The organism is Tomitella fengzijianii, from assembly GCF_007559025.1.
GTDB lineage: Bacteria > Actinomycetota > Actinomycetes > Mycobacteriales > Mycobacteriaceae > Tomitella > Tomitella fengzijianii.
This window is the reverse complement of sequence record NZ_CP041765.1, coordinates 2285433-2309453: the sequence shown is the minus strand read 5'-3', so window position 1 is coordinate 2309453 and position 24021 is coordinate 2285433. Positions and strand designations below refer to the sequence as shown.

Annotated in this window: 23 protein-coding genes; 19 read left to right on the top strand and 4 right to left on the bottom strand. The window is 71.7% G+C overall.

Annotated elements, in window-relative coordinates; genetic code table 11:
• The first annotated feature begins 17 nt into the window (after nt 1-17).
• Nucleotides 18-1778, top strand: a complete 1761-nt coding sequence (locus FO059_RS10490; RefSeq protein ID WP_143908598.1) for a proline--tRNA ligase — start codon at nt 18-20, stop codon at nt 1776-1778.
• 42 nt (nt 1779-1820) lie between these two features.
• Here FO059_RS10490 and FO059_RS10485 read toward each other — a convergent pair whose 3' ends face one another.
• The gene (locus FO059_RS10485) at nt 1821-2276 is read right to left on the bottom strand and encodes a ferritin-like domain-containing protein (protein ID WP_143908596.1); all 456 of its coding nucleotides are present in this window, start codon (nt 2274-2276) and stop codon (nt 1821-1823) included.
• A gap of 50 nt (nt 2277-2326) precedes the next feature.
• A complete protein-coding gene (locus FO059_RS10480) occupies nt 2327-2947 on the bottom strand; it encodes a hypothetical protein (RefSeq protein WP_233266939.1) in 621 nt (206 codons plus the stop codon).
• Between the two features lie 145 nt (nt 2948-3092).
• Here FO059_RS10480 and rimP point away from each other — a divergent pair, with 145 nt between their 5' ends.
• The 10 genes from rimP (at nt 3093) to truB (ending at nt 13817) form a co-directional block, all read left to right on the top strand.
• Entirely contained in the window at nt 3093-3659 is a 567-nt protein-coding gene (rimP, locus tag FO059_RS10475; protein WP_143908594.1) for a ribosome maturation factor RimP, read from the top strand.
• Nucleotides 3656-4771, top strand: a complete 1116-nt coding sequence (gene nusA / locus FO059_RS10470) for a transcription termination factor NusA (RefSeq protein WP_143908592.1) — start codon at nt 3656-3658, stop codon at nt 4769-4771. Before rimP ends, nusA begins: the two co-directional genes overlap by 4 nt.
• 8 nt (nt 4772-4779) lie before the next feature.
• Nucleotides 4780-5151: a YlxR family protein gene (locus tag FO059_RS10465; protein WP_143908590.1), complete on the top strand. Its 372-nt coding sequence runs from the start codon at nt 4780-4782 to the stop codon at nt 5149-5151.
• Nucleotides 5152-5349: 198 nt separating this feature from the next.
• Nucleotides 5350-8184 (top strand): translation initiation factor IF-2, encoded by a 2835-nt coding sequence (gene infB, locus FO059_RS10460; protein ID WP_143908588.1) that lies wholly within the window; start codon nt 5350-5352, stop codon nt 8182-8184.
• A gap of 215 nt (nt 8185-8399) precedes the next feature.
• Nucleotides 8400-8876 carry a 30S ribosome-binding factor RbfA gene (rbfA, locus tag FO059_RS10455; protein WP_143908586.1) on the top strand — a complete coding sequence of 159 codons (477 nt, stop codon included), beginning with the start codon at nt 8400-8402 and terminating at the stop codon, nt 8874-8876.
• A gap of 3 nt (nt 8877-8879) precedes the next feature.
• A complete protein-coding gene (locus FO059_RS10450; RefSeq protein WP_233266940.1) occupies nt 8880-9878 on the top strand; it encodes a DHH family phosphoesterase in 999 nt (332 codons plus the stop codon).
• A complete protein-coding gene (locus FO059_RS10445) occupies nt 9868-11241 on the top strand; it encodes an MATE family efflux transporter (protein ID WP_143908584.1) in 1374 nt (457 codons plus the stop codon). The genes FO059_RS10450 and FO059_RS10445 overlap by 11 nt, the downstream gene beginning before the upstream one ends.
• Nucleotides 11242-11277: 36 nt before the next feature.
• Entirely contained in the window at nt 11278-12204 is a 927-nt protein-coding gene (locus FO059_RS10440) for a metallophosphoesterase family protein (RefSeq protein ID WP_143908582.1), read from the top strand.
• Entirely contained in the window at nt 12201-12893 is a 693-nt protein-coding gene (locus tag FO059_RS10435; RefSeq protein WP_143908580.1) for a 4'-phosphopantetheinyl transferase family protein, read from the top strand. Before FO059_RS10440 ends, FO059_RS10435 begins: the two co-directional genes overlap by 4 nt.
• Before the next feature lie 9 nt (nt 12894-12902).
• Entirely contained in the window at nt 12903-13817 is a 915-nt protein-coding gene (gene truB, locus FO059_RS10430) for a tRNA pseudouridine(55) synthase TruB (protein WP_143908579.1), read from the top strand.
• A 46-nt stretch (nt 13818-13863) separates the two neighbouring features.
• Here truB and FO059_RS10425 read toward each other — a convergent pair whose 3' ends face one another.
• A complete protein-coding gene (locus tag FO059_RS10425; protein ID WP_143908577.1) occupies nt 13864-14670 on the bottom strand; it encodes a metal-dependent transcriptional regulator in 807 nt (268 codons plus the stop codon).
• An 85-nt stretch (nt 14671-14755) separates the two neighbouring features.
• Here FO059_RS10425 and FO059_RS10420 point away from each other — a divergent pair, with 85 nt between their 5' ends.
• The 7 genes from FO059_RS10420 (at nt 14756) to FO059_RS10390 (ending at nt 22582) form a co-directional block, all read left to right on the top strand.
• Nucleotides 14756-15730, top strand: a complete 975-nt coding sequence (locus FO059_RS10420; RefSeq protein WP_199257084.1) for a bifunctional riboflavin kinase/FAD synthetase — start codon at nt 14756-14758, stop codon at nt 15728-15730.
• Nucleotides 15731-15900: 170 nt separating this feature from the next.
• Nucleotides 15901-16170: a 30S ribosomal protein S15 gene (gene rpsO / locus FO059_RS10415; protein ID WP_143908573.1), complete on the top strand. Its 270-nt coding sequence runs from the start codon at nt 15901-15903 to the stop codon at nt 16168-16170.
• Nucleotides 16171-16978: 808 nt separating this feature from the next.
• Nucleotides 16979-19252, top strand: a complete 2274-nt coding sequence (locus FO059_RS10410; RefSeq protein ID WP_143908571.1) for a polyribonucleotide nucleotidyltransferase — start codon at nt 16979-16981, stop codon at nt 19250-19252.
• A gap of 85 nt (nt 19253-19337) precedes the next feature.
• Nucleotides 19338-20612, top strand: coding sequence for a M16 family metallopeptidase (locus FO059_RS10405; RefSeq protein ID WP_233266941.1), 1275 nt, complete (start codon nt 19338-19340; stop codon nt 20610-20612).
• A gap of 131 nt (nt 20613-20743) precedes the next feature.
• Entirely contained in the window at nt 20744-21493 is a 750-nt protein-coding gene (dapB, locus tag FO059_RS10400) for a 4-hydroxy-tetrahydrodipicolinate reductase (protein WP_143908567.1), read from the top strand.
• 55 nt (nt 21494-21548) lie between these two features.
• Nucleotides 21549-22025, top strand: a complete 477-nt coding sequence (locus FO059_RS10395; RefSeq protein WP_143910647.1) for a hypothetical protein — start codon at nt 21549-21551, stop codon at nt 22023-22025.
• A gap of 98 nt (nt 22026-22123) precedes the next feature.
• Nucleotides 22124-22582, top strand: coding sequence for a flavodoxin family protein (locus tag FO059_RS10390; protein ID WP_143908566.1), 459 nt, complete (start codon nt 22124-22126; stop codon nt 22580-22582).
• A 24-nt stretch (nt 22583-22606) separates the two neighbouring features.
• On the opposite strand, the gene FO059_RS10385 is transcribed toward FO059_RS10390, so the two are convergent.
• Nucleotides 22607-23041: an SRPBCC family protein gene (locus FO059_RS10385; RefSeq protein WP_143908563.1), complete on the bottom strand. Its 435-nt coding sequence runs from the start codon at nt 23039-23041 to the stop codon at nt 22607-22609.
• A gap of 207 nt (nt 23042-23248) precedes the next feature.
• Here FO059_RS10385 and thyX point away from each other — a divergent pair, with 207 nt between their 5' ends.
• Nucleotides 23249-24001 carry an FAD-dependent thymidylate synthase gene (thyX, locus tag FO059_RS10380; protein ID WP_143908561.1) on the top strand — a complete coding sequence of 251 codons (753 nt, stop codon included), beginning with the start codon at nt 23249-23251 and terminating at the stop codon, nt 23999-24001.
• Nucleotides 24002-24021 lie beyond the last annotated feature (20 nt).

Below are 24021 nucleotides of genomic sequence, written 5' to 3'. Positions count from 1 at the left end.
TACTAGGCTGGGTACCCGTGATCATTCGCCTGTCCCACCTGTTCCTGCGCACGCTGCGCGACGACCCCGCCGACGCCGAGGTCGCGAGCCACAAGCTGCTGGTGCGCGCCGGCTACGTGCGCCGGATCGCCCCGGGCGTCTACTCGTGGCTGCCGCTGGGTCTGCGGGTACTGCGGAAGGTCGAACAGGTCGTCCGCGAGGAGATGGACGGCATCGGCGCGCAGGAGATCTCACTGCCGGCGCTGCTGCCTCGCGACCCCTATGAGACCAGCAACCGCTGGACCGAATACGGCGACAGCCTCTTCCGGTTGCAGGACCGCAAGGGCGCCGATTACCTGCTGGGCCCCACCCACGAGGAGCTGTTCACGCTCACCGTGAAGGGCGAGTACAGCTCTTACAAGGACTTCCCCGTCACGCTGTACCAGGTCAAGGAGAAGTACCGCGACGAGGAACGGCCCCGTGCCGGGATCCTGCGCGGGCGCGAGTTCGTGATGAAGGACTCGTACTCGTTCGACCTCGACGAGGCCGGGCTGGACGCGTCGTATCAGGCCCACCGGGGGGCGTATCAGCGGATCTTCGAGCGGCTCGGCGTCGAGTATGTGATCGTCTCCGCCACTTCGGGTGCGATGGGGGGCAGTGCATCCGAAGAGTTCCTCGCGGTCAGCGAGGCCGGGGAGGACACCTACGTGCGCTGTGCGGAGACCGGGTACGCCGCCAACGTGGAGGCCGTGACCACCCCCGCGCCGCCCGTGCTCGCCTGGGGCGACGCGCCCGAGGCGCGGGTCATGGACACCCCCGGAACGGAGACCATCGAGTCGCTCGTGGACTGGGCGAACGGGCCGGGGGGCGTCGCGGACGAGTACGGCGGCGCCGTCACCGCGGGCGATACGCTCAAGAACATCCTTGTGAAGGTGCGCGAGCCGGGCGGCGAGTGGCAGCTGCTGGCGGTGGGCGTCCCCGGCGACCGCGAGGTGGACGGCAAGCGCCTCGAGGCCTCGCTGGAGCCGGCCGAGGTGGAGATGCTGGGCGCCGCCGACTTCGCGTCGAACCCCTTCCTGGTGCGCGGCTACATCGGTCCGCGGGTGCTGGCCGAGCACGGGGTGCGGTACCTGGTGGACCCGCGCGTGGTGGAGGGCACCCGGTGGATCACCGGCGCCGACGAGGACGGGCGGCACGTGGTGGGCCTGGTGGCCGGGCGCGATTTCACCCCCGACGGCACCATCGAGGCGGCCGAAGTGCGCGACGGCGACCCGTCTCCGGACGGGGGCGGGCAGCTGCGCGCGGCCCGCGGCATCGAGATCGGCCACATCTTCCAGCTGGGGCGCAAATACACCGACGCCTTCGCCGTCGACGTGCTGGGCGAGAACGGCAAGCCCGTTCGGCCCACGATGGGCTCGTACGGCGTCGGGATCTCGCGGCTGGTGGCGGTACTCGCGGAGCAGCACCACGACGACAAGGGCCTGCGCTGGCCGGCGGCGGCGTCTCCGGCGGACGTGCACCTGGTGATCGCGAACAAGGACGAGCAGGCGCGGGCGGGCGCCGAAGACCTGGCCGCGCAGCTCGACGCGGTCGGCGTCACCCTGATCCTGGACGACCGCAAGGCGTCGCCGGGCGTCAAGTTCAAGGATGCCGAGCTGCTCGGCGTGCCCGTGGTGGTCGTCGTGGGGCGCGGATGGGCCGAAGGCACAGTGGAACTGCGCGACAGGATGAGCGGTGAGACCCGCACGATCCCGGTGGATCAGTCGCTCGCGGAGATCAGGGCCGCGGTCGGCCGGTAGCCGGCCCACCCGTAGCCGCCCCGCCGGTGGCGGCCCCGGCCGTCAGGCCTCGGGCGTGCCGGGGAAGGCGACCGTGGCGGGCGTGATCCCCAGCGCCACCCGCCATTTGCCGGCCCGGACGGCGGCGTCGGCCAGGGCGGTGGCCGAGAAATCCCGTACCTCGGGGGATTTCGCGTGCTCCAGCGCCGAGCGCCAGGCCACTGCGCAGTCGTGCTCGGACGTTGCGGCCAGGCGCGCCGCCGACACGGGATCGTCCACCGGGAACGGCAGCGTGTAGCCGGCGGCGGACGGCGGCACGCCGGCGCCCGCGGCGGTGAGGATCGCGATCACCGACTCGCGCCGCGCGCGGTGCGCGGCGGCGTGCTCGGCGATCTGCGGAAGCCGGTCCGGCTGCGCGAACGCGGTGGCGGTGCCGTACGCGTACAGCGCGCCGTCCTCGGCGCCCAGGGCGGTCGTCAGTGCGGCGACGTCGGCGTCGGTGAGCTGCGCTCCGTCCACGGCTGCAGATGTGGAGGGAGCGGGAGTGCTTGTGGCTACGGGCGTGTCGGTCACGGGATCAGCACCTTCAATTCTGCGGCGCAGGCCGCGGCGACGGAGCCGGCGAGGCCGGCGCGGTATCCGGCCAGGTCCCGTGCGGCGTCGGCGGCGGAACGCCGGGAGTCTGCGAGCTGCGCGCGCAGCCCGTCGAGCGTCGGCGGCGGAGGCGCGGTGGGGGATGTGTCGGCGGTGGGGGCCGTGGTGGCGGCGCCGGCGTCGTCGGCGTCCGGAGTGGTCCCGGCAGCGCGGTGGATCTCTGTCTTCAGTGCGGCGGCGTGCGCACGCCGCTCGGCCGCGATCACCCCGAGCGGCGCTGCCCGGCCCGGGTCTGCCGCTGCCAGCCGCTCGGCCTGCGCGGCGTCGGCCCCGGCCTGGTCCGCGAGGGGCTCGAGCGGGTCCGGCTCGGGGGCCGGGGAGCCGACGGTGCACGCGGCGCTGGTGACGCCGACCACCGCGAGCGCGCCGCCGCCGAGCACGACTGCGCCGGACGAACGCAGCACGGACCGGCGCGACAGCGGGGCAGCGGCCGCCATTGCGCCGCCGTCGCTGTTCACGGGGCCGTCGGCATGGGGCGGCGGGCCGTCGGCGGGGCGGGCCGCGCCGCGCAGGGATCGTGTGGGAAGCAGACGCACGCGGCACAGTCTGCCAGTATTGGCGCGATAGTCTGGACACCCGTAGCGTGTACCGCGCCGCCGCGTCCGCGTCCGGCAGGTGAACGCGGGATGCGGCAGCCCGGACGGGCGGCCGCGGCGCGGATCGAGTGAGGAGAACGAGGCGATGCCGGTCCCGACACGCGAGCAGGTGATGGAGCTGCTGACCGCCCCCGTCCGGCGCGACGGGGCGGAGGTGGAGGACGTGGAGGTCACCTCGGCGGGCGCCAAGTCCGTGGTGCGCGTCGTACTGGATTCGGAGCGCGGCCTGTCACTCGACGATGTGGTGGAGTTCACCGACGTCGTCTCCGGGATCCTCGACGGTGCGGATGCGGGATACAGCCCGTATACGCTCGAGGTGACATCCCGGGGGGTCGATCGCCCGCTCACTCTGCCACGGCATTGGCGCCGCGCCCGCGGGCGCCGTGCGGAGGTGCGCACAGGCGAGGAGACGCTCGTGGGACGCGTCGGCGCCCTGGACACTCGCAGCCACCCCGCCGTGGTCGACCTGGTCATCCCCGGCCGCGCGGGACCGGCCGTGCGGCAGATCCCGTTGGACCGTGTCGACAGCGCAGTCGTGCAAGTGGAGTTCTCGAAGCCGGACCCGCGGGAGATCGCGCTTTCCGGGGGGCCGGCGCCCGAAGGCCCGCAGCGGGCCGTGCCGGGCATTGCAGCGAAGGAGAAGGACAAATGAATATCGACCTGAGTGCGCTCAACGCGCTGGAGCAGGAGAAGGAGATTCCCCGCGGCGCGATTCTCGATGCCCTGCGGACGGCCCTTCTGACGGCGTACAAGCACACCGCGGATCGGCAGGACACCCGCGCGCACCCGGACGCGCGCATCGATATCGACGAGAAGACGGGTGCGGTACGGGTCCTCGTCAAGGAGGCCGACGACGACGGCAACCTCGTCTCGGAATGGGACGATACGCCCGAGGGTTTCGGCCGGATCGCGGCCACGACCGCCCGGCAGGTGATCCTGCAGCGGCTGCGGGACGCGGAGAACGAGAAGACCTACGGGGAGTTCTCGGCCCGCGAGGGCGAGATCGTCGGCGGCGTGGTGCAGCGCGATTCGGGAGCGAACGCGCGCGGCATGGTGATCGTGCGCATCGGTGACGACACCGGCGCAGTGGAGGGGATCCTGCCGCAGGCGGAACAGGTCCCGGGCGAGACGTACGAACACGGTGACCGCATCAAGTGCTACGTCGTGGGCGTCTCGCTGGGGCAGCGCGGCCCGCAGATATCGCTCTCCCGCACGCACCCGAACCTCGTGCGCAAGCTGTTCGCGCTGGAGGTCCCCGAGATCGACCGCGGAGAGGTCGAGATCTTCTCCGTGGCCCGGGAGGCCGGGCATCGTTCGAAGATCGCGGTGTACGCCAAGGCCGACGGGCTCAACGCGAAGGGCGCGTGCATCGGGCCGGTGGGGCAGCGCGTGCGCAACGTCATGCGCGAGCTGGGCGACGAGAAGATCGACATCATCGACTACGACGAGGACCCGGCAGCGTTCGTCGGGAACGCGCTGTCACCGTCCAAGGTCGTCTCGGTGACCGTCGTCGACGCCGCGGCGAAAGCGGCGCGCGTGGTCGTCCCGGACTACCAGCTGTCGCTCGCGATCGGCAAGGAAGGGCAGAACGCGCGGCTGGCCGCCCGGCTCACAGGGTGGCGGATCGACATCCGCAGCGACGCCGAGACGGCGGACGCGGACGATGGTGCGGGCCGGCCGGAACAGTCCCCGGACGCCGGTCCGGGTGTCGCCGGGGCGCGCAGATCCGAGCCGGGTTCGCCTCTGACCGATCGGGAGCGGTAGACTCGCTGATGGCCCGATTCGGCACGGAAGCACGGCACCGGAGTGGCAGTAGCGTCGCGCCGGTGCGTACTTGTGTGGGGTGTCGCGGCCGCGGGTTCAGAACCGATCTGCTCCGGGTGGTAAGCCGCCCGGCGCAGGAGTCGAAGGCAGGCGTGAGCGCACCGCAGGACGCGGTTGCCGCGAGCGTCGTCCCTGATCCGCGGCGCAGGCTGCCGGGACGCGGAGCGTGGATCCACCCCTCGTGGGAATGCGTGCACGCGGCGGAGCGGCGGCGTGCATTCGCTCGGGCTCTGCGTGTGCGGGGAAACCCGGATACGCGTCCGCTGGCCGAGTACATGGCGCAGATCGCGCCGGTACGCGGCGGTGCGGACGGTCGGTGACCGCTGACCGCGCGGGAGTCGGCGCCGGACGGCCGGGGTGGAGCGATACCGCCGCGGCGGCGACGGCAAGAAGTAGGACCTCTTGAGAAGGACTGACTGAAACTCATGAGCACACCGTGAAGTACCAGCGATGAACGTCCATCGGTAACCCGGGGTCGTGCGGGCCTTAGCCGCTCGGCCTCACCAGTGAGGAGAGCAGTGGCAGGCAAGGCCCGCGTGCACGAGTTGGCCAAAGAACTCGGTGTCACAAGCAAAGAAGTACTCGCACGTCTGAAAGATCAGGGCGAGTTCGTCAAGTCCGCGTCGTCGACGGTGGAAGCACCCGTCGCGCGACGACTTCGTCAATCATTCGACACTCCGGCCGGCGACGGCGCCGGCGGGGCCGTGAAGCCGTCCGCCTCGCCGAAGGACGCCGCGCCCGCGGCCACCCCTGCGGCTCCGAAGCCCGGTGCCGCGCCGTCGTCGGCGCCCAAGCCCGGTCCCAAGCCGGCGGCCAAGCCTGCGGCGCCCGCCGCGCGGCAGGAGCCCAAGCCGGCGGCGCGGCAGGAACCCAAGCCCGCGCAGGAGCCCAAGCCCGCGCAGGAGCCCAAGCCCGCGCCGAAGCAGCCGGGCACGCCCGCTCCCGCCCAGCAGCATGCGAAGCCCGTACCCAAGCCGGGCGGCCCGGCGCAGCAGCACGCGAAGCCCGTGCCGCCGCGTCGTGCGACTCCGCAGGCACCGGCCGCCTCGGCCGGACAGCCGGGTGCCGGGCCCAAGCCGGGGCCGCGCGCCCCGCGTGTGGGCAACAACCCCTATTCGACGGCGCCGCGTCCGGCCCCGCGTCCGGGCGGCCCCCGCCCGGGCCCGGGCCAGGGCGGCCCGCGGCCGCCGCAGGGCGGCGCGGGCGGCAATCGTCCGCCCGCGGGCCAGGGCGGTCCTCGTCCGTCTCCGTCCGCGATGCCCAAGCGCCCGAGCCCGGGCGCGATGCCGCAGCGCGCGGCGCGTCCGCAGGGCGGGCGCCCCGGTCGTCCCGGCGCAGGTGGCGGCGGTCGTCCGGGTGCCGGCGGCGGGTTCCGTCCCGGCGGCGGTGGCGGTGGCGGCGGTTTCCGCGGCCGGGGCCGCGGTGGCCGCGGCAACACCGCCGGCGCCTTCGGCCGTCCGGGCGGCGCACCGCGCCGTGGGCGCAAGTCGAAGCGGCAGAAGCGGCAAGAGTACGACTCGATGCAGGCGCCCGCCGCAGGCGGCGTCCGGCTGCCGCGCGGCAACGGCGAGACCATCCGTCTCGCCCGCGGCGCGTCGCTGTCGGACTTCGCGGACAAGATCGACGCGAACCCGGCCGCTCTCGTCCAGGCGCTGTTCAATCTCGGTGAGATGGTGACGGCGACCGCGTCCGTGGCGGACGAGACGCTGGAGCTGCTCGGCTCGGAGATGAACTACGTCGTCCAGGTCGTCAGCCCCGAGGACGAGGACCGCGAGCTGCTCGACAGCTTCGACCTCACGTTCGGGGAGGACGAGGGCGGCGACGAGGACCTCGAGCAGCGTCCCCCGGTGGTCACCGTCATGGGTCACGTCGACCACGGCAAGACCCGCCTGCTCGACACGATCCGCAAGGCGAACGTGGGCGAGGGCGAGGCCGGCGGCATCACCCAGCACATCGGTGCCTACCAGGTGGAGACCCACCTGGAGGGCAGCGACCGCGTCATCACCTTCATCGACACCCCGGGTCACGAGGCGTTCACCGCGATGCGTGCCCGCGGCGCGCAGGCCACCGACATCGCGATCATCGTGGTGGCGGCGGACGACGGGGTCATGCCGCAGACGGTCGAGGCGATCAACCACGCCCAGGCTGCGGAAGTGCCCATCGTCGTTGCGGTCAACAAGATCGACAAGGAGGGCGCGGACCCGGCCAAGATCCGCGGCCAGATGACCGAGTACGGACTGATCCCGGAGGAGTACGGCGGCGAGAGCATGTTCGTCGACATCTCCGCCAAGCAGGGCCTGAACATCGATGAGCTGCTCGACGCCGTCCTGCTGACCGCGGACGCGTCGCTGGACCTGCGGGCGAACCCGCACATGGACGCCCAGGGCGTCGCGATCGAGGCGCACCTGGACCGCGGCCGCGGCCCGGTCGCCACCGTCCTGATCAAGCGCGGAACGCTGCGGGTCGGCGACTCGATCGTCGCGGGGGACGCCTACGGACGCGTCCGCCGCATGGTCGACGAGAACGGCGACGACGTGGCCGAGGCGCTGCCGTCGCGCCCCGTACAGGTGGTGGGCTTCACCTCCGTGCCGGGTGCCGGCGACAACCTGCTGGTGGTCGACGAGGACCGGGTGGCGCGTCAGATCGCGGACAAGCGCAACGCACGCAAGCGCAACGCGCTCGCCGCACGCGGCCGCAAGCGCATCAGCCTCGAGGATCTGGATTCGGCGCTCAAGGAGCACAGCCAGCTGAACCTGATCATCAAGGGCGACAACTCGGGCACCGTGGAGGCGCTCGAAGAGGCGCTGCTGGGGATCGAGATCGACGACGAGGTCCAGCTGCGGGTCATCGACCGCGGCGTGGGCGCGGTGACGGAGACCAACGTCAACCTGGCCTCGGCCTCGGACGCGGTGGTTCTCGGGTTCAACGTGCGTGCGGAGGGCAAGGCCACCGAGCTGGCCAACCGCGAGGGCGTGGACATCCGGTACTACTCGGTCATCTACCAGGCGATCGACGAGATCGAGTCGGCGCTCAAGGGCATGCTCAAGCCCGTCTACGAGGAAGTCGAGCTGGGCAAGGCGGAGATCCGCGCGATCTTCAAGTCGTCCAAGATCGGCAACATCGCGGGCTGCATGGTCACCGAGGGCTCGGTACGCCGGAACGGCAAGGCCAGGCTGGTCCGCGACGGCACGGTGGTCTCGGAGAACGTCACCATCCAGTCGCTGCGGCGCGAGAAGGACGACGCCACCGAGGTCCGCGACGGGTTCGAATGCGGCATGACGCTGTCGTACTCGGACATCAAGGTGGGCGATATCATCGACACCTACGAGCTTCGGGAGAAGCCGCGGGACTGATCTGCGGATGAGCAGGAACCGGTGCGGGTGACGCGAGGCGCGGCACCCGCACCGGTGTTTTCCGGGGCGGCGTCCCGTCGCGCCGCCGGCACAGCCGGAGTAGTGCTTCGGCCGCGCCGGGAGTAGAACATCAAGTACATTGCTGCCGCTGCGGCGGCGAGCCTGCCCACGGGCTGGCCGGTGGTGCAGTTATCAGCACGAGAAGGGTGAGGGTGATGGCAGATCACGCACGTGCCAGGCGGCTGGCGAAGAGGATCGGCGCGATCGTGGCCACGGCGATCCAGCACGAGGTGAAGGACCCGCAGCTCGAGTTCGTCACCATCACCGACACCCGGGTCACCAACGACCTGCACGACGCCACCGTGTACTTCACCGTGCGCGGCGAGTCGGTGGACGCGGAGCCGGACGTGCAGGCGGCCACCGAGGCGCTGGAACGCGCGAAGGGGCAGCTGCGCACTCGCGTGGGCGCGGGCACGGGGGTGCGATTCACCCCCACCCTCTCGTTCGTGGCGGACACGGTCCCGGACACGGCGCGGCGCATGGAGGAGCTGCTGGCACGCGCCCGCGAGGCGGACGAGGAAGTGGCGCGCAACGCGGCCGGCGCGCGACCGGCCGGTGATCCCGACCCGTACCGCAGGGACTCGGCGGAGGACGGCAACGACGGCGCCGGTCCGGCCGGCGACGCGGTCTGAGTCGTGGGCTCTGAGGTGGCGCGGCAGGTCGGAGCAGACGACGCCGCGCGGTTGCTGCGCGGCGCGGCATCGGTCACTGTGCTCTCGCACATCAACCCGGACGCGGACACGATCGGCAGCGCGCTGGCGTTGGCGCTCGCGCTGGAACGTGCCGGAACGCCTGTGCGCGTCTCGTTCCCGGCGCCCCACCAGTTGCCGCGGTCGCTGAGGCTGTTGCCGGGGAGGCACCTGCTGTGCCCGCCCGAGGAGGTTCCCGCGGACAGCGAGGTGGCGGTGGCGGTGGATTGCAGCAGCAGCGATCGCCTCGGCGAACTGGCCGGAGTGCTCGATGCCGCGGGAACCGCGCTCGTGGTCGACCACCACAGCACCAACACGGGATTCGGTGACGCGGCCGTCGTCGACCCGCACGCCCAGTCCACCACTGTCATCGTCGAGCGGATCCTGCGCGCGTGGGGGGCGCCGGTCGACGCGGATATCGCGAAGTGCCTCTACGCCGGGCTCGTCACCGACACGGGCGGTTTGCGGCGCGCCGACACCACGTCGCTGCGAATGACGGCCGACCTGCTGGAGACCGGCTTCGACGGCCCGGAGCTGCTGCGGGGACTGATGGATTCGCACCCGTTCGCCTGGCTGCCGATGCTCGGTACCGTGCTCGGCCGCGCGCGGCTGGACCCCGAGGCCGTGGGCGGACGCGGCATGGTCCACACGGCGATCCACGTCGAGGATGCACGCGGCGTGGAGTGGGAAGAGGTGGAGAGCGTCATCGACATCGTGCGGACGAGCGAAGAGGCCGAGGTCGCCGTGGTGCTCAAGGAGCGGGCGTCCTCGGCCGCTGCCCCGCGAACGCGATGGAGCGTGTCGCTGCGATCCCGCGGTTCCGTGGACGTCGCCGCGGTGGCACGGAGCCTGGGCGGCGGCGGCCACCGGGCGGCGGCGGGCTATTCGGCGGCCGGTACCCACGACGACGTTCTGGTGGAACTGCGTGCGGCCCTTGGCGGATGAACGTGAGCCCGCGGATCCACGGGCGCCCGGGGGCGGCCCGGGCGGGGTGACCGTCCGGCGGTTCCTCGCGCTCGCACTGCCCGCGCTGGGCGTGCTGGCGGCCGAGCCGCTGTATCTCCTGCTGGACGTGGCGGTGGTGGGCCGGTTGGGTGCGGACGCGCTGGCGGGGCTTGCGCTGGGCGCGCTGGTGCTCAGCGTGGTGGGCAGCCAACTGACCTTCCTGAGCTACGGCACCACGGCGCGCGCGGCCCGATTGCACGGGGCGGGCGACCGCGCTGGCGCGGTGGGGGAGGGCGTGCAGGCTACCTGGCTGGCCGTCGGAGTCGGCGTGGTCCTGGCGGCTGCGGTGTTCGCATTGGAGGACCCGCTGCTGCAGCTGCTCGCGGGAGACGCCGCCATCGCCGGCGACGCGGTGCTGTGGCTGCGGATCGCCCTTCTGGGCGTGCCCGCGATCCTCGTGTCGATGGCAGGGAACGGGTGGATGCGCGGGGTCCAGGACACCGTCCGCCCACTCGTGTGCGTGGTCGCCGGATTCGCGGTGTCGGCGGTGCTGTGTCCGATGCTCGTGTTCGGCGCCGCCGGAATGCCGGACATGGGGCTGGTGGGCTCGGCGGTGGCCAATCTCGTCGGGCAGACGGTGGCGGCCGCAGCCTTCCTCGTCCTGCTCTGGCGGGAACGGCGGGCGGTGGGCATCGGGCTGAGGCCGCAGTGGGCGGTGATGCGCGCGCAGATGGGCATGGCGCGCGACCTGATCCTGCGCAGCCTCGGTTTCCAGGCCTGCTTCCTGTCGGCGGCCGCCGTCGCGGCCCGGTTCGGCGCACCGGCTCTCGCGGCGCACCAGGTGGTGCTGCAACTGTGGAACTTCCTCACCCTGGTTCTGGACTCGCTGGCCATCGCGGCGCAGGCGCTGGTGGGGGCCGCGCTCGGCGGCGGCCGCGTGGCGGGCGCCCGCGCACTCGCCTGGCGTATCACGCGCTGGTCGACGCTGCTGTCGGTGATGCTGGCAGCCCTGTTCGCGGCGGGATTCTCGGCGGTGCCCGCGGTGTTCACGGACGACGCGGCGGTCCTCGGTCAGGTCGGGAGCGTGTGGTGGTTGTTCGTCGCGCTCATCCCGCTGGGGGGCGTGGTCTTCGCGCTCGACGGAGTGCTGTTGGGCGCCGGAGACGCACGCTTCCTGCGCACGGCGACGCTGATCGGTGCGCTGGCCGGCTTTCTGCCGATCATCTGGGCATCCCTCGTCTGGGATTGGGGCCTGCGCGGCATATGGTGTGGGCTGGTGGCGTTCCTGGTGGTGCGGTTGGGCGCGGTGGTGGCCCGGGCGGCGACGGGCCGGTGGGCGGTGCCCGGTGCAGTGCCGGCCTAGCGCGCAGTAGGGAGCACGGCGAACGGAGGAGGACGCGTGGGGCGATTGCTCGCGGTCAGTGATCTGCACGTGGGGCACCGCGGCAACAGGCCGGTGACCGACGGGCTGTGGCCGGGATCGGACGACGATTGGCTGATCGTCGCCGGGGATGTGGCCGAACGCACGGACGAGGTGGCGGAGACCCTCGAGCTCCTGGCTGGCAGGTTCGCCAAGGTCGTCTGGACGCCCGGCAATCACGAGCTGTGGACCACCGCCAAGGACCCGGTTCAGCTGCACGGGGTGGACCTGTACGAACGCCTGGTGCGCGATTGCCGCGAGATCGGCGTCGTCACCCCGGAGGACCCGTACCCGGTGTGGGAAGGCGAGGGCGGCCCCGCCGTCGTCGTGCCGATGTTCCTGCTCTACGACTACAGCTGGTTGCCCACCGGCGCGTCCGACAAGGCGGCGGGGCTGGCGGCGGGCCGCGAGCGCGGCGTGGTCGCCACCGACGAGTTCCTGCTCTCTCCGCAGCCGTACGCCACCCGAGAGGCCTGGTGTGCGGCACGCGTGCGGGAGACCCGACGCCGCCTCGACGCGCTGGACCCGGACCTTCCGACGGTCCTGATCAACCACTTCCCGCTGGTGCGTGAGCCCACGCATGTGCTGATGCACCCGGAGTTCTCCATGTGGTGCGGCACGGACGCGACGGCGGACTGGCATCGGCGCTACCGGGCCGCGTGCATGGTCTACGGGCATCTGCACATTCCACGCACCACCTATTACGACGGAGTCCGGTTCGAGGAGGTGTCGGTGGGGTACCCGCGGGAATGGCGCAGGCGCGGTCTGCAGGAACCGGTGCTGCGGCAGATCCTGCCCGATCCGGAATACCGCCCCGGCGATCTCAACAAGTGGGGTGGCCATTTTCCGGTCAGCGCCGCGCAGGAGGCCGAGTTCGAACGGCTCAGGGCCAGGCTGCGCGGATGATCGAGGCGATCCTGCCGGGGGGTGTGGAGGCCGCGGAGCTGTTCACGGACCCGCCGGGCATCACCCTGTTCCCCGAGGAGCAGCAGCAGATATCCAGGGCGGTGGAGCGCCGGCGGGCCGAGTACGCGAGTGTCCGACACTGCGCGCGTACGGCGATGGGGCGGCTCGGCGTGGAGCCCGTCGCCCTGCCGAAGGGCGACAAGGGCGCGCCCCGCTGGCCTCGGGGCATCGTGGGCAGCATGACGCACACTGCCGGGTACCGGGCCGCCGCAGTGGGTTTCGCGCTGGGGGTGCGGTCGGTGGGCATCGACGCCGAGCAGAACGGGCCCCTGCCGGACGGGGTCCTCGCGTCCGTGAGCCTGGCCGCGGAGCGCGACCGGATCGCACGGGACGGCGCCGCCGTCCCGCAGGTGCGGTTGGACAGGCTGCTGTTCAGCGCCAAGGAGGCCACGTACAAGGCGTGGTATCCGCTCACCCGGCGGTGGCTCGGGTTCGAGGACGCGGATATCACCGTCACGGCCGACGCTCCCGCTGACGGGGCGGGCGGCGACGACGGCGCAGTGACGGGGACGTTCCGATCGCGGATCCTCGTGCCGGGGCACACCGTCGACGGATCACGCCTGGAAACGCTCGACGGGCGGTGGATCGCGGCACACGGGTTGGTGGTCACCGCCATCGTCGTGATGTAATTCTGCGCTGTGTCCAAGCGTGGGAAATCTCAGGCGAGCCTGGCCGATGCCGGGCTGGTCATCGTCGACAAACCCGAGGGGGCGACGAGCCACGACGTGGTGGCGCGGTGCCGTAAAGCGTTCAGCACGCGCCGGGTGGGCCATGCGGGAACGCTGGACCCGATGGCCACCGGCGTGCTGGTGATCGGGATCGAGCGGGCCACCAAGCTGCTCGGCCTGCTGGCGCTCACCACCAAGGCCTACACCGCCACCATCCGGCTCGGTTACGCGACGAGCACGGACGACGCGATGGGCGAACGGGTGGGCGGGGCGCCGGCGCACGGCGTGGACCGTTCCGCGGGCGAGTCCGCGGTGGACGCGTTACGGGGGACCATCCAGCAGGTCCCGTCGAGCGTGTCCGCCATCAAGATCGGCGGGCGGCGGGCGCACGCGCTGATCCGCGACGGCGAGGACGTCTCCATCCCCGCCCGGCAGGTGACGGTGCAGCGCTTCGAGATCGTCGCGGAGCGACGCATCGGCGACGTGCTGGACCTCGACGTGGAGGTGGAGTGCTCGTCCGGAACCTATGTGCGCGCCCTTGCCCGCGACCTCGGCGCCGCGCTGGGCGTGGGCGGCCATCTGACCGCCCTGCGGCGCACGCGGGTCGGGCCGTTTCGGGTCGAGGACGCGCGCCCGCTCGCCGATGTCCAGGCCGCTCCGTCCGTGGGGCTCGGCATGGACGCCGCGGTCCGCACGGCATTCCCCCTGCGGGACATCTCCGCGGACGAGGCCGAGTCGATCAGCCAGGGCCGGTGGCTCGAGCCGGTCGGAATGAAGGGCACGTACGGGGTGGCCGACCCGGACGGGCGCGTGATCGCGCTGGTCAAGGAAAGCGGGCGGCGGGCCGCGTCCGTGCTGGTGGTGCGCCCGGCGACGCTGCGGTGATCGGGCGGCGGCGCTGTGGTCATCGTGCGGCGGGGCTGCGCGCCGCCTACCGGGGGGCCTGCGGGGCCTCCGGTAGCTGGACCAGCCAGATCGCGTCGGCAGCGGGGCGGCCCAGCTCGACGGTGCGGACCTCCTGCGCGTCGCCCGGGCCGTGCACGCGCACGGAGATGGTGCCGGCGAAATCCCGGTGCTCGAGCACCTGCAGCACCACGCCGGGCGCGATTCCGAGTCCGTCGAAGTAGCGGAGCATGTCGGGATGCTCGTCCGAGATGCGGGTGATCGACCCCGCCGCGCCGCCGGCCAGGTCCGCCAGGCGCAGGCCGGGGATCCGGGGCAACGTGCCGTCCGCTCGTGGGATGGGGTCGCCGTGCGGGTCGCGCTCGGGATGCCCCAGCTTGGCGTCGATGCGCGAGACCAGCACATCCGACACCGCGTGCTCGAGCACCTCGGCCTCGTCGTGCACCTCCGCCCAGCTGTAGTCGAGCTCGCGTACCAGGAAGGTCTCGATCAGCCGGTGGCGGCGCACCATCGCCAGCGCGGCGGCGCGGCCGTCGGCGGTGAGGGTGATCGCGCCGTAGCGCACGTGGTCCACCAAGTGCTGGTCGGCGAGCCTGCGCACGGTCTCCGACACCGTCGACGCCGCGGACCCGAGCCGCTCGGCGAGCAGCTTCGTGGACATCGGCTCGTCGTCCCATTCGGTGGCCGTCCAGATGACCTTCAGGTAGTCCTGCGCCACCGGCGTCAGCGCCGCGGCCGGGTTGCGCACTGCGGGCGCGGCCTGCGCCGCGGGGTCCCCGACGCCCGGCTTGACGGGCGGGACTGCGGGGGTGGGTGCACTGGCGTCGTCGGTCATCGGAGTCGAGCCTATGCGGTGGCGGCCCCCGTGCCCACCGCAGGCCGCACGAGCGGCGGGCGCGCACCGTCGTAGGATTCGAGCCGTGTTGAAGTGGCGAGGACTCGACGACATCCCGGCGGACTGGGGCCGGTGCGTGGTCACGATCGGCGTGTTCGACGGAGTGCACCGTGGGCACCGCGATCTGATCGGCGCGGCCGTGGAGGCGGCGCGGCGGCGCGGCATCCGTTCGGTGCTGATGACCTTCGACCCGCACCCGTCGGAGGTGATCCGGCCGGGGAGCCACCCGGCACAGCTGAGCACCCTCGCCCGGCGGGCGGAACTGGCGGGCGAGCTCGGCATAGACGTGTTCTTCGTGCTGCCCTTCGGGCAGGAGCTCTCGAAGCTGTCTCCGGAACGTTTCGTCCACGAGCTGCTGGTGGAGCGCCTGCACGTCACAGAGGTCGTGGTGGGCGACAACTTCGGGTTCGGCCACAAAGCGGCGGGCGACGTCGCGGTGCTCACCGAGCTCGGCGAGCGCTTCGGCTTCACCGTCCGCGGCGTGCCGCTGCTCTCGGAGGACGAGGTCACGGTGTCGTCGACGTACGTGCGTTCCTGCGTGGCGGCGGGGGACGTCGAGGCCGCGCGCGCGGCACTGGGGCGTCCGCACAGGGTCGAGGGCGTCGTGGTGCGCGGGCAGCGGCGCGGACGCGACCTCGGCTACCCGACGGCGAACGTCGACAGTGCACCGTTCACGGCGATCCCCGCCGACGGGGTGTACGCCGCCTGGTTCACGCGGTACGGGTACGACACCGGCGACGACGCGCTGGCGGCCGGCGTGCCGTACCCGGCCGCGGTGTCGGTGGGCACCAATCCCACATTTTCGGGGCAGGTGCGGACGGTCGAGGCCTTCGTGCTGGACAAAGACGTGGACCTCTACGGCCAGCATGTCGCCGTCGACTTCGTCGCGCGGATCCGCCCGATGGAGCCCTTCGACTCGGTGGAGGCGCTCATCGAGGCCATGGGCGGCGACGTGGAGCGCGCGCGCGACGCGCTCGCAGACGACGGCGCGGCACGCTGACCCGGTGGGTCCGCCCCGGCGGGGCCGACCCGATCGGCCCGGCCGAGCCGCGCGGAACGCGGTGGTAGACTTCTGCGCTGGCGTGGCTGCGGTTCGTGGTGGCTGCGCCGCCGGCCCGTGCGACGGGCCGGGTTGACGTGCGCGGACATTTAGTGATCAGGAGCATCTCCGTGGCATTGACCACCGATGAGAAGAAGCAGGTCCTCACCGAGTACGGCCTGCATGAGACGGACACCGGGTCGCCTGAGGCGCAGGTCGCGCTGCTGACCAAGCGCATCGTCGGACTCACCGAGCACCTCAAGGAGCACAAGCACGACCACCACTCGCGTCGTGGTCTGCTCCTGCTGGTCGGCCGCCGTCGCCGTCTGCTCAAGTACCTCCAGCAGGTGGACATCAACCGGTACCGCGCGCTGATCGAGCGCCTGGGACTGCGTCGCTGAGACGCCCCGGACGGATCGCATAGACCGCGGGCCCGCCGCCATCCGGTGGCGGGCCCGCGGTCTATGCGTGCCGATGCCCCCGTTCGCCGCCGGCGGTGGGGGCGCCCGCTGCGAATCGCCGTCCACGGCGCGGCGTCCCGCATGGGGGGCGGCGGTGGTAACGTTGGGCCAGGTTCGGCCGGTCTTCGGCACGTGCCGCGTTCGATACCGGCTTGAAACTGTTTTGACGGTCAGACTGTTGTCACGGTGGAACTGTTGTATCGGTGAATCTTGTCGAGTCGGCCGGTCCGGGGATCGGGTCGTCCGGTCTCCGACATCACCGGCGTCGGACGCGCGGCGAACGGACCCGGAAGTTGCGGCCGCTCGATGATGAGTCGGCCTGGATACGATACGAGCCGACCATAATTTCATCGACCGAACACTGGACACCAGCGCGTACGCCGAACAGGCAGCCTGGCCGCGCGGCCCCGCGCAGGGGCGGGCGGCGCCGGGCGACCGCCGTCGGGAGAGTCATCCCGCGGTGCGGCGAGCACCGGTTTTCCGAGCCCTCGGAGACCCGGTCGCGTGCGGCTGGTCCTCGGTAGTGGCCGCCGGACGCGATGCGTCGCGCGCCGGGAAGGGGCGGGGCACACGGTGCCCGCCGCCGGAACGCGCACAGCACCGGCTCCGACGGCTTCGATCGACGACCTCCGCTCAGACCGCAACGGGTGCCCGGGGATCGGCATACAGCATCCGGTTGCGCACGCGCAGCATCCTGTCCACCGCACGCGGAGAGCCTGCCGGTGGACACCACACGAGAAGAGAGTTCATGAGCGAAAACGAATACCTCGATGAGGGCGTGTACGAGGCGACCGCCGTCATCGACAACGGTGCTTTCGGCACCCGCAACATCCGCTTCGAGACGGGGCGGCTGGCCAAGCAGGCGGCCGGCTCGGTCGTGGCGTACCTGGACGAGGAGACGATGCTGCTGTCGGCCACCTCGGCCTCCAAGCAGCCCAAGGACAACCTCGACTTCTTCCCCCTCACGGTGGACGTGGAGGAGCGCATGTATGCGGCGGGCCGCATCCCCGGCTCGTTCTTCCGCCGCGAGGGGCGTCCGTCGACCGACGCGATCCTCACCTGCCGCCTGATCGACCGTCCGCTGCGCCCCACCTTCACCGACGGGCTGCGCAACGAGATCCAGGTCGTCATCACCGTGATGAGCCTGAACCCGCAGGACCAGTACGACGTGGTGGCGATCAACGCCGCGTCCGCGTCGACGCAGATCGCCGGCCTGCCGTTCTCCGGCCCCGTCGGCGGCGTGCGCGTCGCGCTCGTCACCTCGGAGTCCAACCCGGCGGGGCAGTGGGTCGCGTTCCCCACCGTCGAGCAGCTCGAGAGCTCCGTGTTCAACATGGTGGTCGCGGGCCGCATCGTCACGCCCGCCAGCGGGTCCACCCCGGCGGACGTCGCCATCATGATGGTCGAGGCCGGAGCGAGCGACCACGCGATCAGCCAGATAGAGGCCGGCGCGCAGGCGCCCAACGAGTCCGTCGTCGCGCAGGGGCTCGAAGCGGCCAAGCCGTTCATCGCCGAGCTGTGCCGCGCCCAGCAGGAGCTCGCAGCGTCGGCGGCCAAGCCCACCGGCGACTACCCGCTGTTCCCTGCGTACCAGGACGACGTTTTCGCCGCGGTCGAGTCCGCCGCCGCCGACAAGCTGTCGCAGGCGTTGACCATCGCCGGCAAGCAGGACCGCGACGACCGCACCGACGAGATCAAGGCGGAGCTGCTCGAGGCCGTGGGCCCGCAGTTCGAGGGCCGCGAGAAGGAGGTCGGCGCGGCGTTCCGCTCGCTCACCAAGCAGCTGGTGCGCCGTCGGATCATCACCGACCACTTCCGCATCGACGGCCGCGGCGTCACCGACATCCGCTCGCTGTCCGCCGAGGTCGCGGTGGTGCCGCGGGCGCACGGCAGCGCGCTGTTCGAGCGGGGCGAGACGCAGATCATGGGCGTCACCACGCTGGACATGGTCAAGATGGCCCAGCAGATCGACTCGCTGGGACCGGAGAAGTCCAAGCGGTACATGCACCACTACAACTTCCCCCCGTACTCCACCGGTGAGACCGGCCGGGTCGGGTCGCCCAAGCGCCGCGAGATCGGCCACGGCGCGCTGGCGGAGCGGGCCCTGATCCCCGTGCTCCCCAGCGTCGAGGAGTTCCCGTACGCCATCCGTCAGGTCTCCGAGGCTCTCGGGTCCAACGGTTCGACGTCCATGGGCTCGGTGTGCGCGTCGACGCTGGGCCTGTTCAACGCGGGCGTGCCGCTGAAGGCGCCGGTCGCGGGCATCGCGATGGGCCTGGTGTCCGACACGGTCGACGGCGAGACCCGCTACGTGGCGCTCACCGACATCCTCGGAGCCGAGGACGCGTTCGGCGACATGGACTTCAAGGTCGCCGGCACGAAGGACTTCGTCACCGCACTGCAGCTGGACACCAAGCTCGACGGCATCCCGTCGCAGGTGCTGGCCGGTGCGCTGACGCAGGCCAAGGACGCGCGCATGACCATCCTGGACGTGATGGCCGAGGCCATCGACGCCCCGGACGAGATGAGCCCGTACGCGCCGCGCGTCACCACGGTCAAGGTCCCGGTGGACAAGATCGGCGAGGTGATCGGGCCCAAGGGCAAGATGATCAACTCGATCACCGAGGAGACCGGCGCCAACATCTCCATCGAGGACGACGGCACGGTGTACGTCGGTGCCGCGGACGGCCCGTCCGCGGAGGCGGCGATCGACAAGATCAACGCGATCGCCAACCCGCAGCTGCCCAAGGTGGGCGAGCGCTTCCTCGGCACGGTGGTCAAGACCACCGCGTTCGGCGCGTTCGTCTCGCTGCTGCCGGGGCGCGACGGCCTGGTGCACATCTCCAAACTCGGCCAGGGCAAGCGCGTGAACAAGGTCGAGGACGTCGTGAACGTGGGCACCAAGATCCGTGTGGAGATCGCCGACATCGACAACCGGGGCAAGATCAGCCTCGTCCCGGTCGACGAGACCGACGCCGATCAGGCGGCCGGCGCGGCAACCGCGGAGGCCTCCGCTGAGTAGCACGACGGCAGACACCCTGAGGGGCTTTCCGGACGACGGCCGGGAAGCCCCTCAGGGCGTTATGCGGACGGTCCTGCCCTCGGGCATGCGCGTGGTGACCGAGCGGCTGCCCGGCGTCCGGTCGGCGGCGGTGGGGCTGTGGGTGGGGGTCGGTTCGCGTGACGAATGGCCCGACGAGGAGGGCGCGGCGCACTTCCTCGAGCACCTGCTGTTCAAGCGCACGCCCACGCGCACAGCGCAGTCGGTCGCGGTGGAGATGGACGCCGTGGGCGGCGAGCTCAACGCGTTCACCACCAAGGAGTACACGTGCTTCTACGCGCATGTGCTGGACGAGGACGCAGCCCTGGCCATCGACGTGGTCGCCGACGTCGCGTTGCGCGGAGAATGCGCCGCGGCCGACGTGGACCTCGAGCGCGAGGTGGTGCTCGAGGAGATCGCGATGCGCGAGGACGACCCCGAGGACCTCGCGGGAGACCTGCTCGTCGAGGCCGTCCTGGGCGGGCACCCGCTGGCCCGGCCGGTCATCGGCTCCGACGGCTCGATCGAGTCGATGACCGCCGACCGGATCCGCGGATTCCACCGGGGACGCTATCGGCCGGAGTCGATGGTGCTGGCGGTGGCGGGCAACATCACGCACGACGAAGTGGTCCGGCATGCGCGCGCGGCCACCGGTGCGGACGCCGCGGCGTCCGCCGCCCCGGCGCCGGTCCGGTCCGGACGCGCTGCGGCGGCGGACAGCGGGCGGCTCGTCGTCCATCCGCACGACGGCGAGCAGGTGCATCTGGCGATCGGCATCCCCACCTTCGGCCGGAGCGAGGGGGAGCTGCGCTGGCCGCTCGCCGTTCTCAACCACGCCGTCGGCGGCGGCCTGAGCTCGCGGCTCTTCCAGGAGATCCGCGAGTCCCGGGGCCTGGCGTACTCGGTGTACTCGAGCATCGAGACGTACGCGGACGCCGGGGTGTTCTCGGTGTATGCAGGGTGCCGGCCGGACAACCTGGCCGCGGTCGCGGACCAGGTGCGGCGGATCCTCGAGTCGATTGGCCGCGACGGGCTCGGCGAGGACGAATGCGCCCGCAGCCGGGGCGCCCTGCGGGGCGGAATGGTGCTGGGGCTGGAGGATTCCGGTGCGCGGATGAACAGGCTCGGTGCCGGTGAACTCGCCCGCGGATACCACGTGCCGCTCTCGGAGAGCCTCGACAGGATCGCGGCCGTCACCCGTGAGGACGTCCGGGCCGTCGCCGCGGAGCTGCTGCGCCGGCCGCGCAGCGCGGTGGTGGTGGGCCCGTTCGAGGATGAGGCGGAGCTGCCCGCCGAGCTGTTCGCCGCGGTCGGCCGGGCGCGCCCGTCTCCCCGGCGGTGAACCGGCCCCGGCACACGGCGGGGGCGTGCACGCGGCACGAGGGCACTGCGTAGGCTCGTCGGGGTATCCGCGGCCGCGCTGGTGGGAACAGAGGCGTGTCCCCGGTGGACAGGGCACGGAAAGGTGGACTGGTGGCGATTCGCGTCGGCGTTGTGGGGTCGGACGGACGGGTGGGGCAGGCGATCTGCCACGCCGTCGACAAGGCGGACGGCCTGGAGCTCGTGGCGCGCATCGACAAGGACGACGCGCTGCAAGGGCTGGTGGACTCCGGTGCGGAGGTCATCGTGGATTTCACGCACCCGGACGTGGTGATGGGCACCCTCGAGTTCGCGGTCGCCCACGGCATCCACGCGGTGGTGGGCACCACCGGTTTCGACGAGACGCGTCTCGAGCAGGTGCGCGCCTGGCTCGCGGACGCCCCCCGGGTGAGCGTGCTGATCGCCCCCAACTTCGCCATCGGCGCGGTGCTGTCGATGCTCTTCGCGCAGCAGGCGGCGCGCTTCTACGACTCCGTCGAGGTCATCGAGCTGCATCACCCGCATAAGGCCGACGCCCCCTCCGGCACCGCCGACCGCACGGCGCGGCTGGTGGCGCAGGCCCGTCGGGAGGCGGGACTGCCCGCGGAGTCGCCCGACGCCACCACCAAGGCGCTCGAGGGCGCGCGGGGCGCGGACGTCGACGGGGTCCGGGTCCACTCGGTGCGCCTCGCCGGGCTGGTGGCGCACCAGGAGGTTCTGCTGGGCACAGAGGGGGAGACGCTGACGATCCGGCACGATTCGATCGACCGCGGCTCCTTCGCCCCGGGCGTCCTCCTCGGTGTGCGCCGGGCGCAGTCGCGTCCGGGGCTCACCGTGGGCCTCGAGAACCTGCTGGACCTGTGAACAGCGCGGCATCGGCCCAGGGGGCACCGCGGTGAAGGTCAAGTCCGCCATCGCGATGATCGTCGTGGCGCTGGCCGTCTACTTCGTCGTACTCGGGCAGCGGGCGGTCCAGCTGATCAGCGACGGCGGCGCGGGCATGGTCGTGCTGGGCGTGGCGGTGCTGATCCTGCCGCTGATGGGCGTGTGGATGATCTATTCCACGCTGCGTTCCGCCTTCGCGCATGACAGGTTGGCGCGCCGGATCGCAGGCGAAGGGCTCGAGCTCGACACCGGCGGTCTGCCCCGCCGCCCCTCGGGGCGGTTCGAGCGGGATGCGGCCGACGAGCTGTTCGCCGAGATCAAGACGGAGTGGGAATCGGACCCGGACGACTGGCGATGCAACTACCGGCTGGCGCGCGCCTACGACGTCGCCGGTGATCGCAAGCGTGCGCGCGAGATCATGAAGCGCGCGGTGGCGCTGGAGGGCCTGGAACGCAAAGCCGGCGAAGCCGGTGAGTCCGCCGGGCCGCCGCCGGGGCACTCACCGGGCTGAGCGCGGGTCCCGGGCCGCCGCCCGGGAGGTGTGCGCTCGCGCGCATCCACGCCGTTCGATAGCCGAGCGCGCACTCGCCGGTCCACTAGTGTGGGGCCATGAGCTCGACGCTGCTGGTGGTCCACCACACCCCGTCCCCGTTCATGCAGGCGATGTTCGAGGCGGTGGTCAGCGGCGCCACCGACCCGGAGATCGAGGGCGTCGAGGTGGTGCGCCGCGCCGCGCTGGCGGTGACCCCCACCGACATGCTCGAGGCCGACGGCTACCTGCTGGGCACGCCCGCGAACCTCGGCTACATCAGCGGCGCGCTCAAGCATGCCTTCGACACCTGCTACTACCCGTGCCTGGACTCCACCCGCGGCCGGCCGTACGGGCTGTACGTGCACGGCAACGAGGGGACCGAGGGCGCCGAGTCCGCGGTGGAGAGGATCACCACGGGCATGGGCTGGACCAAGGCGGCCGAGTTCGTGGTGTGCTCGGCCAAGCCCGGCAAGGACGAGCTGGAGGCCTGCTGGGAGCTGGGGGCCACCGTCGCGGCGCAGCTGATGGACGGGTAGCGGGCCCGGCCGGGGAGGGCCGGCTCAGCTCTTCTCGACGAACTTCTTGAGACCTTTCGTGGCGGTCTCCACGCCCGATTTCTGCGCCTTCTTCACAATGAACCCCGGGATCGCGATCTTCGTCTCCACCGCGAGGTCGAAGACCGCCTTCGTGCCTTTGTCCGTGGGCTCGAGGACGTACTTGCCCTCCTGGGACTTCTGCTGTGCGCTCTCGAGCAACGACCAGGAGACCGATTCGACGCCGTTCCAGGTGTACTCGGCCACCTGCTCGTCGTTGATCCCCATCACGTTCATGGTGCTGCGCACGCGCTTGGGCCGGCCGTCCTCGTGGCGCTCCTCCACGGTCACCGACTTGTGCGACGCCGACCACGAGGGCAGCGCCTCCACGTCCGCGATGGCGTCCATCACCTCGGCGGGCGTGGCTGCGATCTCGATCTCGGAGTGGCCCGTGACTGCCATGGTCTTCCCTGCTCTCGTCGTAGTTGTGCGCACCGTCGCCGGTCCGGCCCGCAGCCCGGTCCGTACGCCTGCCGCGGGCGCCCCGCCCGCCGTCGCCCGATCATCATGCCAACGATCGTCCGATTCCGGGTGCCGAAACGCGGCGGGGGAGTGCAGGGGCCCGCCGGCGCGCCGATAGGCTGGGTTCCGATCCCGTGAGGAGGACATGTGCCCCGAACTGTTCCGCTCAACGTGCAGCTGATCTCGAAGACGGATTTCTTCGTGCCGGCGAACGTACCGTGGGAGACCGACGCCGAGGGCGGGGAGGCCCTCGCGGAGTTCGCGGGCCGCGCCTGCTACGAGACGTGGGACAAGCCGAACCCCCGGACCGCCACCAACGCCGGCTACCTCCGGCACATTCTCGAGGTGGGTCACCTCTCCGTGTTCGAGCACGCGTCCGCGGGCTTCTACATCACGGGGCTGTCGCGTTCGTGCACCCACGAGCTGATCCGGCACCGGCACTTCTCGTTCTCCCAGCTCTCGCAGCGGTACGTGCCGGAGCACGACTCCAACGTGGTGCCACCGCCCGCGATCCGGGACGACCCGGACCTGGAGGCCGTCTTCCTGCGTGCGACGGAGGCCAGCCGGGCGGCGTATGCGGAGCTGCTCGACGCGCTGGAGGAGCGGTTCGCGGACGTCCCCAACGCGATCCTGCGGCGCAAGCAGGCGCGGCAGGCGGCGCGATCGGTCCTGCCGAACGCCACCGAGACCCGGCTGGTGGTGACAGGCAATCTGCGGAGCTGGCGGCACTTCATCGCCATGCGCGCCACCGAGCACGCGGACGTGGAGATGCGGCAGCTTGCGATCGAGTGTCTGCGCCGGCTCACCGAAATGGCCCCGACGGTCTTCGGCGATTTCGACATTTCCACGCTCCCCGACGGAACCGAGGTCGCGACGAGTCCGTTCGTGCTCGAGGGGTGAGCGCGGGCACGGCGTGTGGG

Excerpts from the sequence above, each read along its gene's own strand:
- rimP (WP_143908594.1), top strand. The coding sequence starts at position 3,093 with ATGCCGGTCCCGACACGCGAGCAGGTGATGGAGCTGCTGACCGCCCCC.
- nusA (WP_143908592.1), top strand. The coding sequence starts at position 3,656 with ATGAATATCGACCTGAGTGCGCTCAACGCGCTGGAGCAGGAGAAGGAG.
- FO059_RS10465 (WP_143908590.1), top strand. The coding sequence starts at position 4,780 with ATGGCCCGATTCGGCACGGAAGCACGGCACCGGAGTGGCAGTAGCGTC.
- rbfA (WP_143908586.1), top strand. The coding sequence starts at position 8,400 with ATGGCAGATCACGCACGTGCCAGGCGGCTGGCGAAGAGGATCGGCGCG.
- FO059_RS10435 (WP_143908580.1), top strand. The coding sequence starts at position 12,201 with ATGATCGAGGCGATCCTGCCGGGGGGTGTGGAGGCCGCGGAGCTGTTC.
- FO059_RS10425 (WP_143908577.1), bottom strand. The coding sequence starts at position 14,670 with ATGACCGACGACGCCAGTGCACCCACCCCCGCAGTCCCGCCCGTCAAG.
- FO059_RS10410 (WP_143908571.1), top strand. The coding sequence starts at position 16,979 with ATGAGCGAAAACGAATACCTCGATGAGGGCGTGTACGAGGCGACCGCC.
- FO059_RS10405 (WP_233266941.1), top strand. The coding sequence starts at position 19,338 with ATGCGCGTGGTGACCGAGCGGCTGCCCGGCGTCCGGTCGGCGGCGGTG.
- FO059_RS10395 (WP_143910647.1), top strand. The coding sequence starts at position 21,549 with ATGATCGTCGTGGCGCTGGCCGTCTACTTCGTCGTACTCGGGCAGCGG.
- FO059_RS10390 (WP_143908566.1), top strand. The coding sequence starts at position 22,124 with ATGAGCTCGACGCTGCTGGTGGTCCACCACACCCCGTCCCCGTTCATG.
- FO059_RS10385 (WP_143908563.1), bottom strand. The coding sequence starts at position 23,041 with ATGGCAGTCACGGGCCACTCCGAGATCGAGATCGCAGCCACGCCCGCC.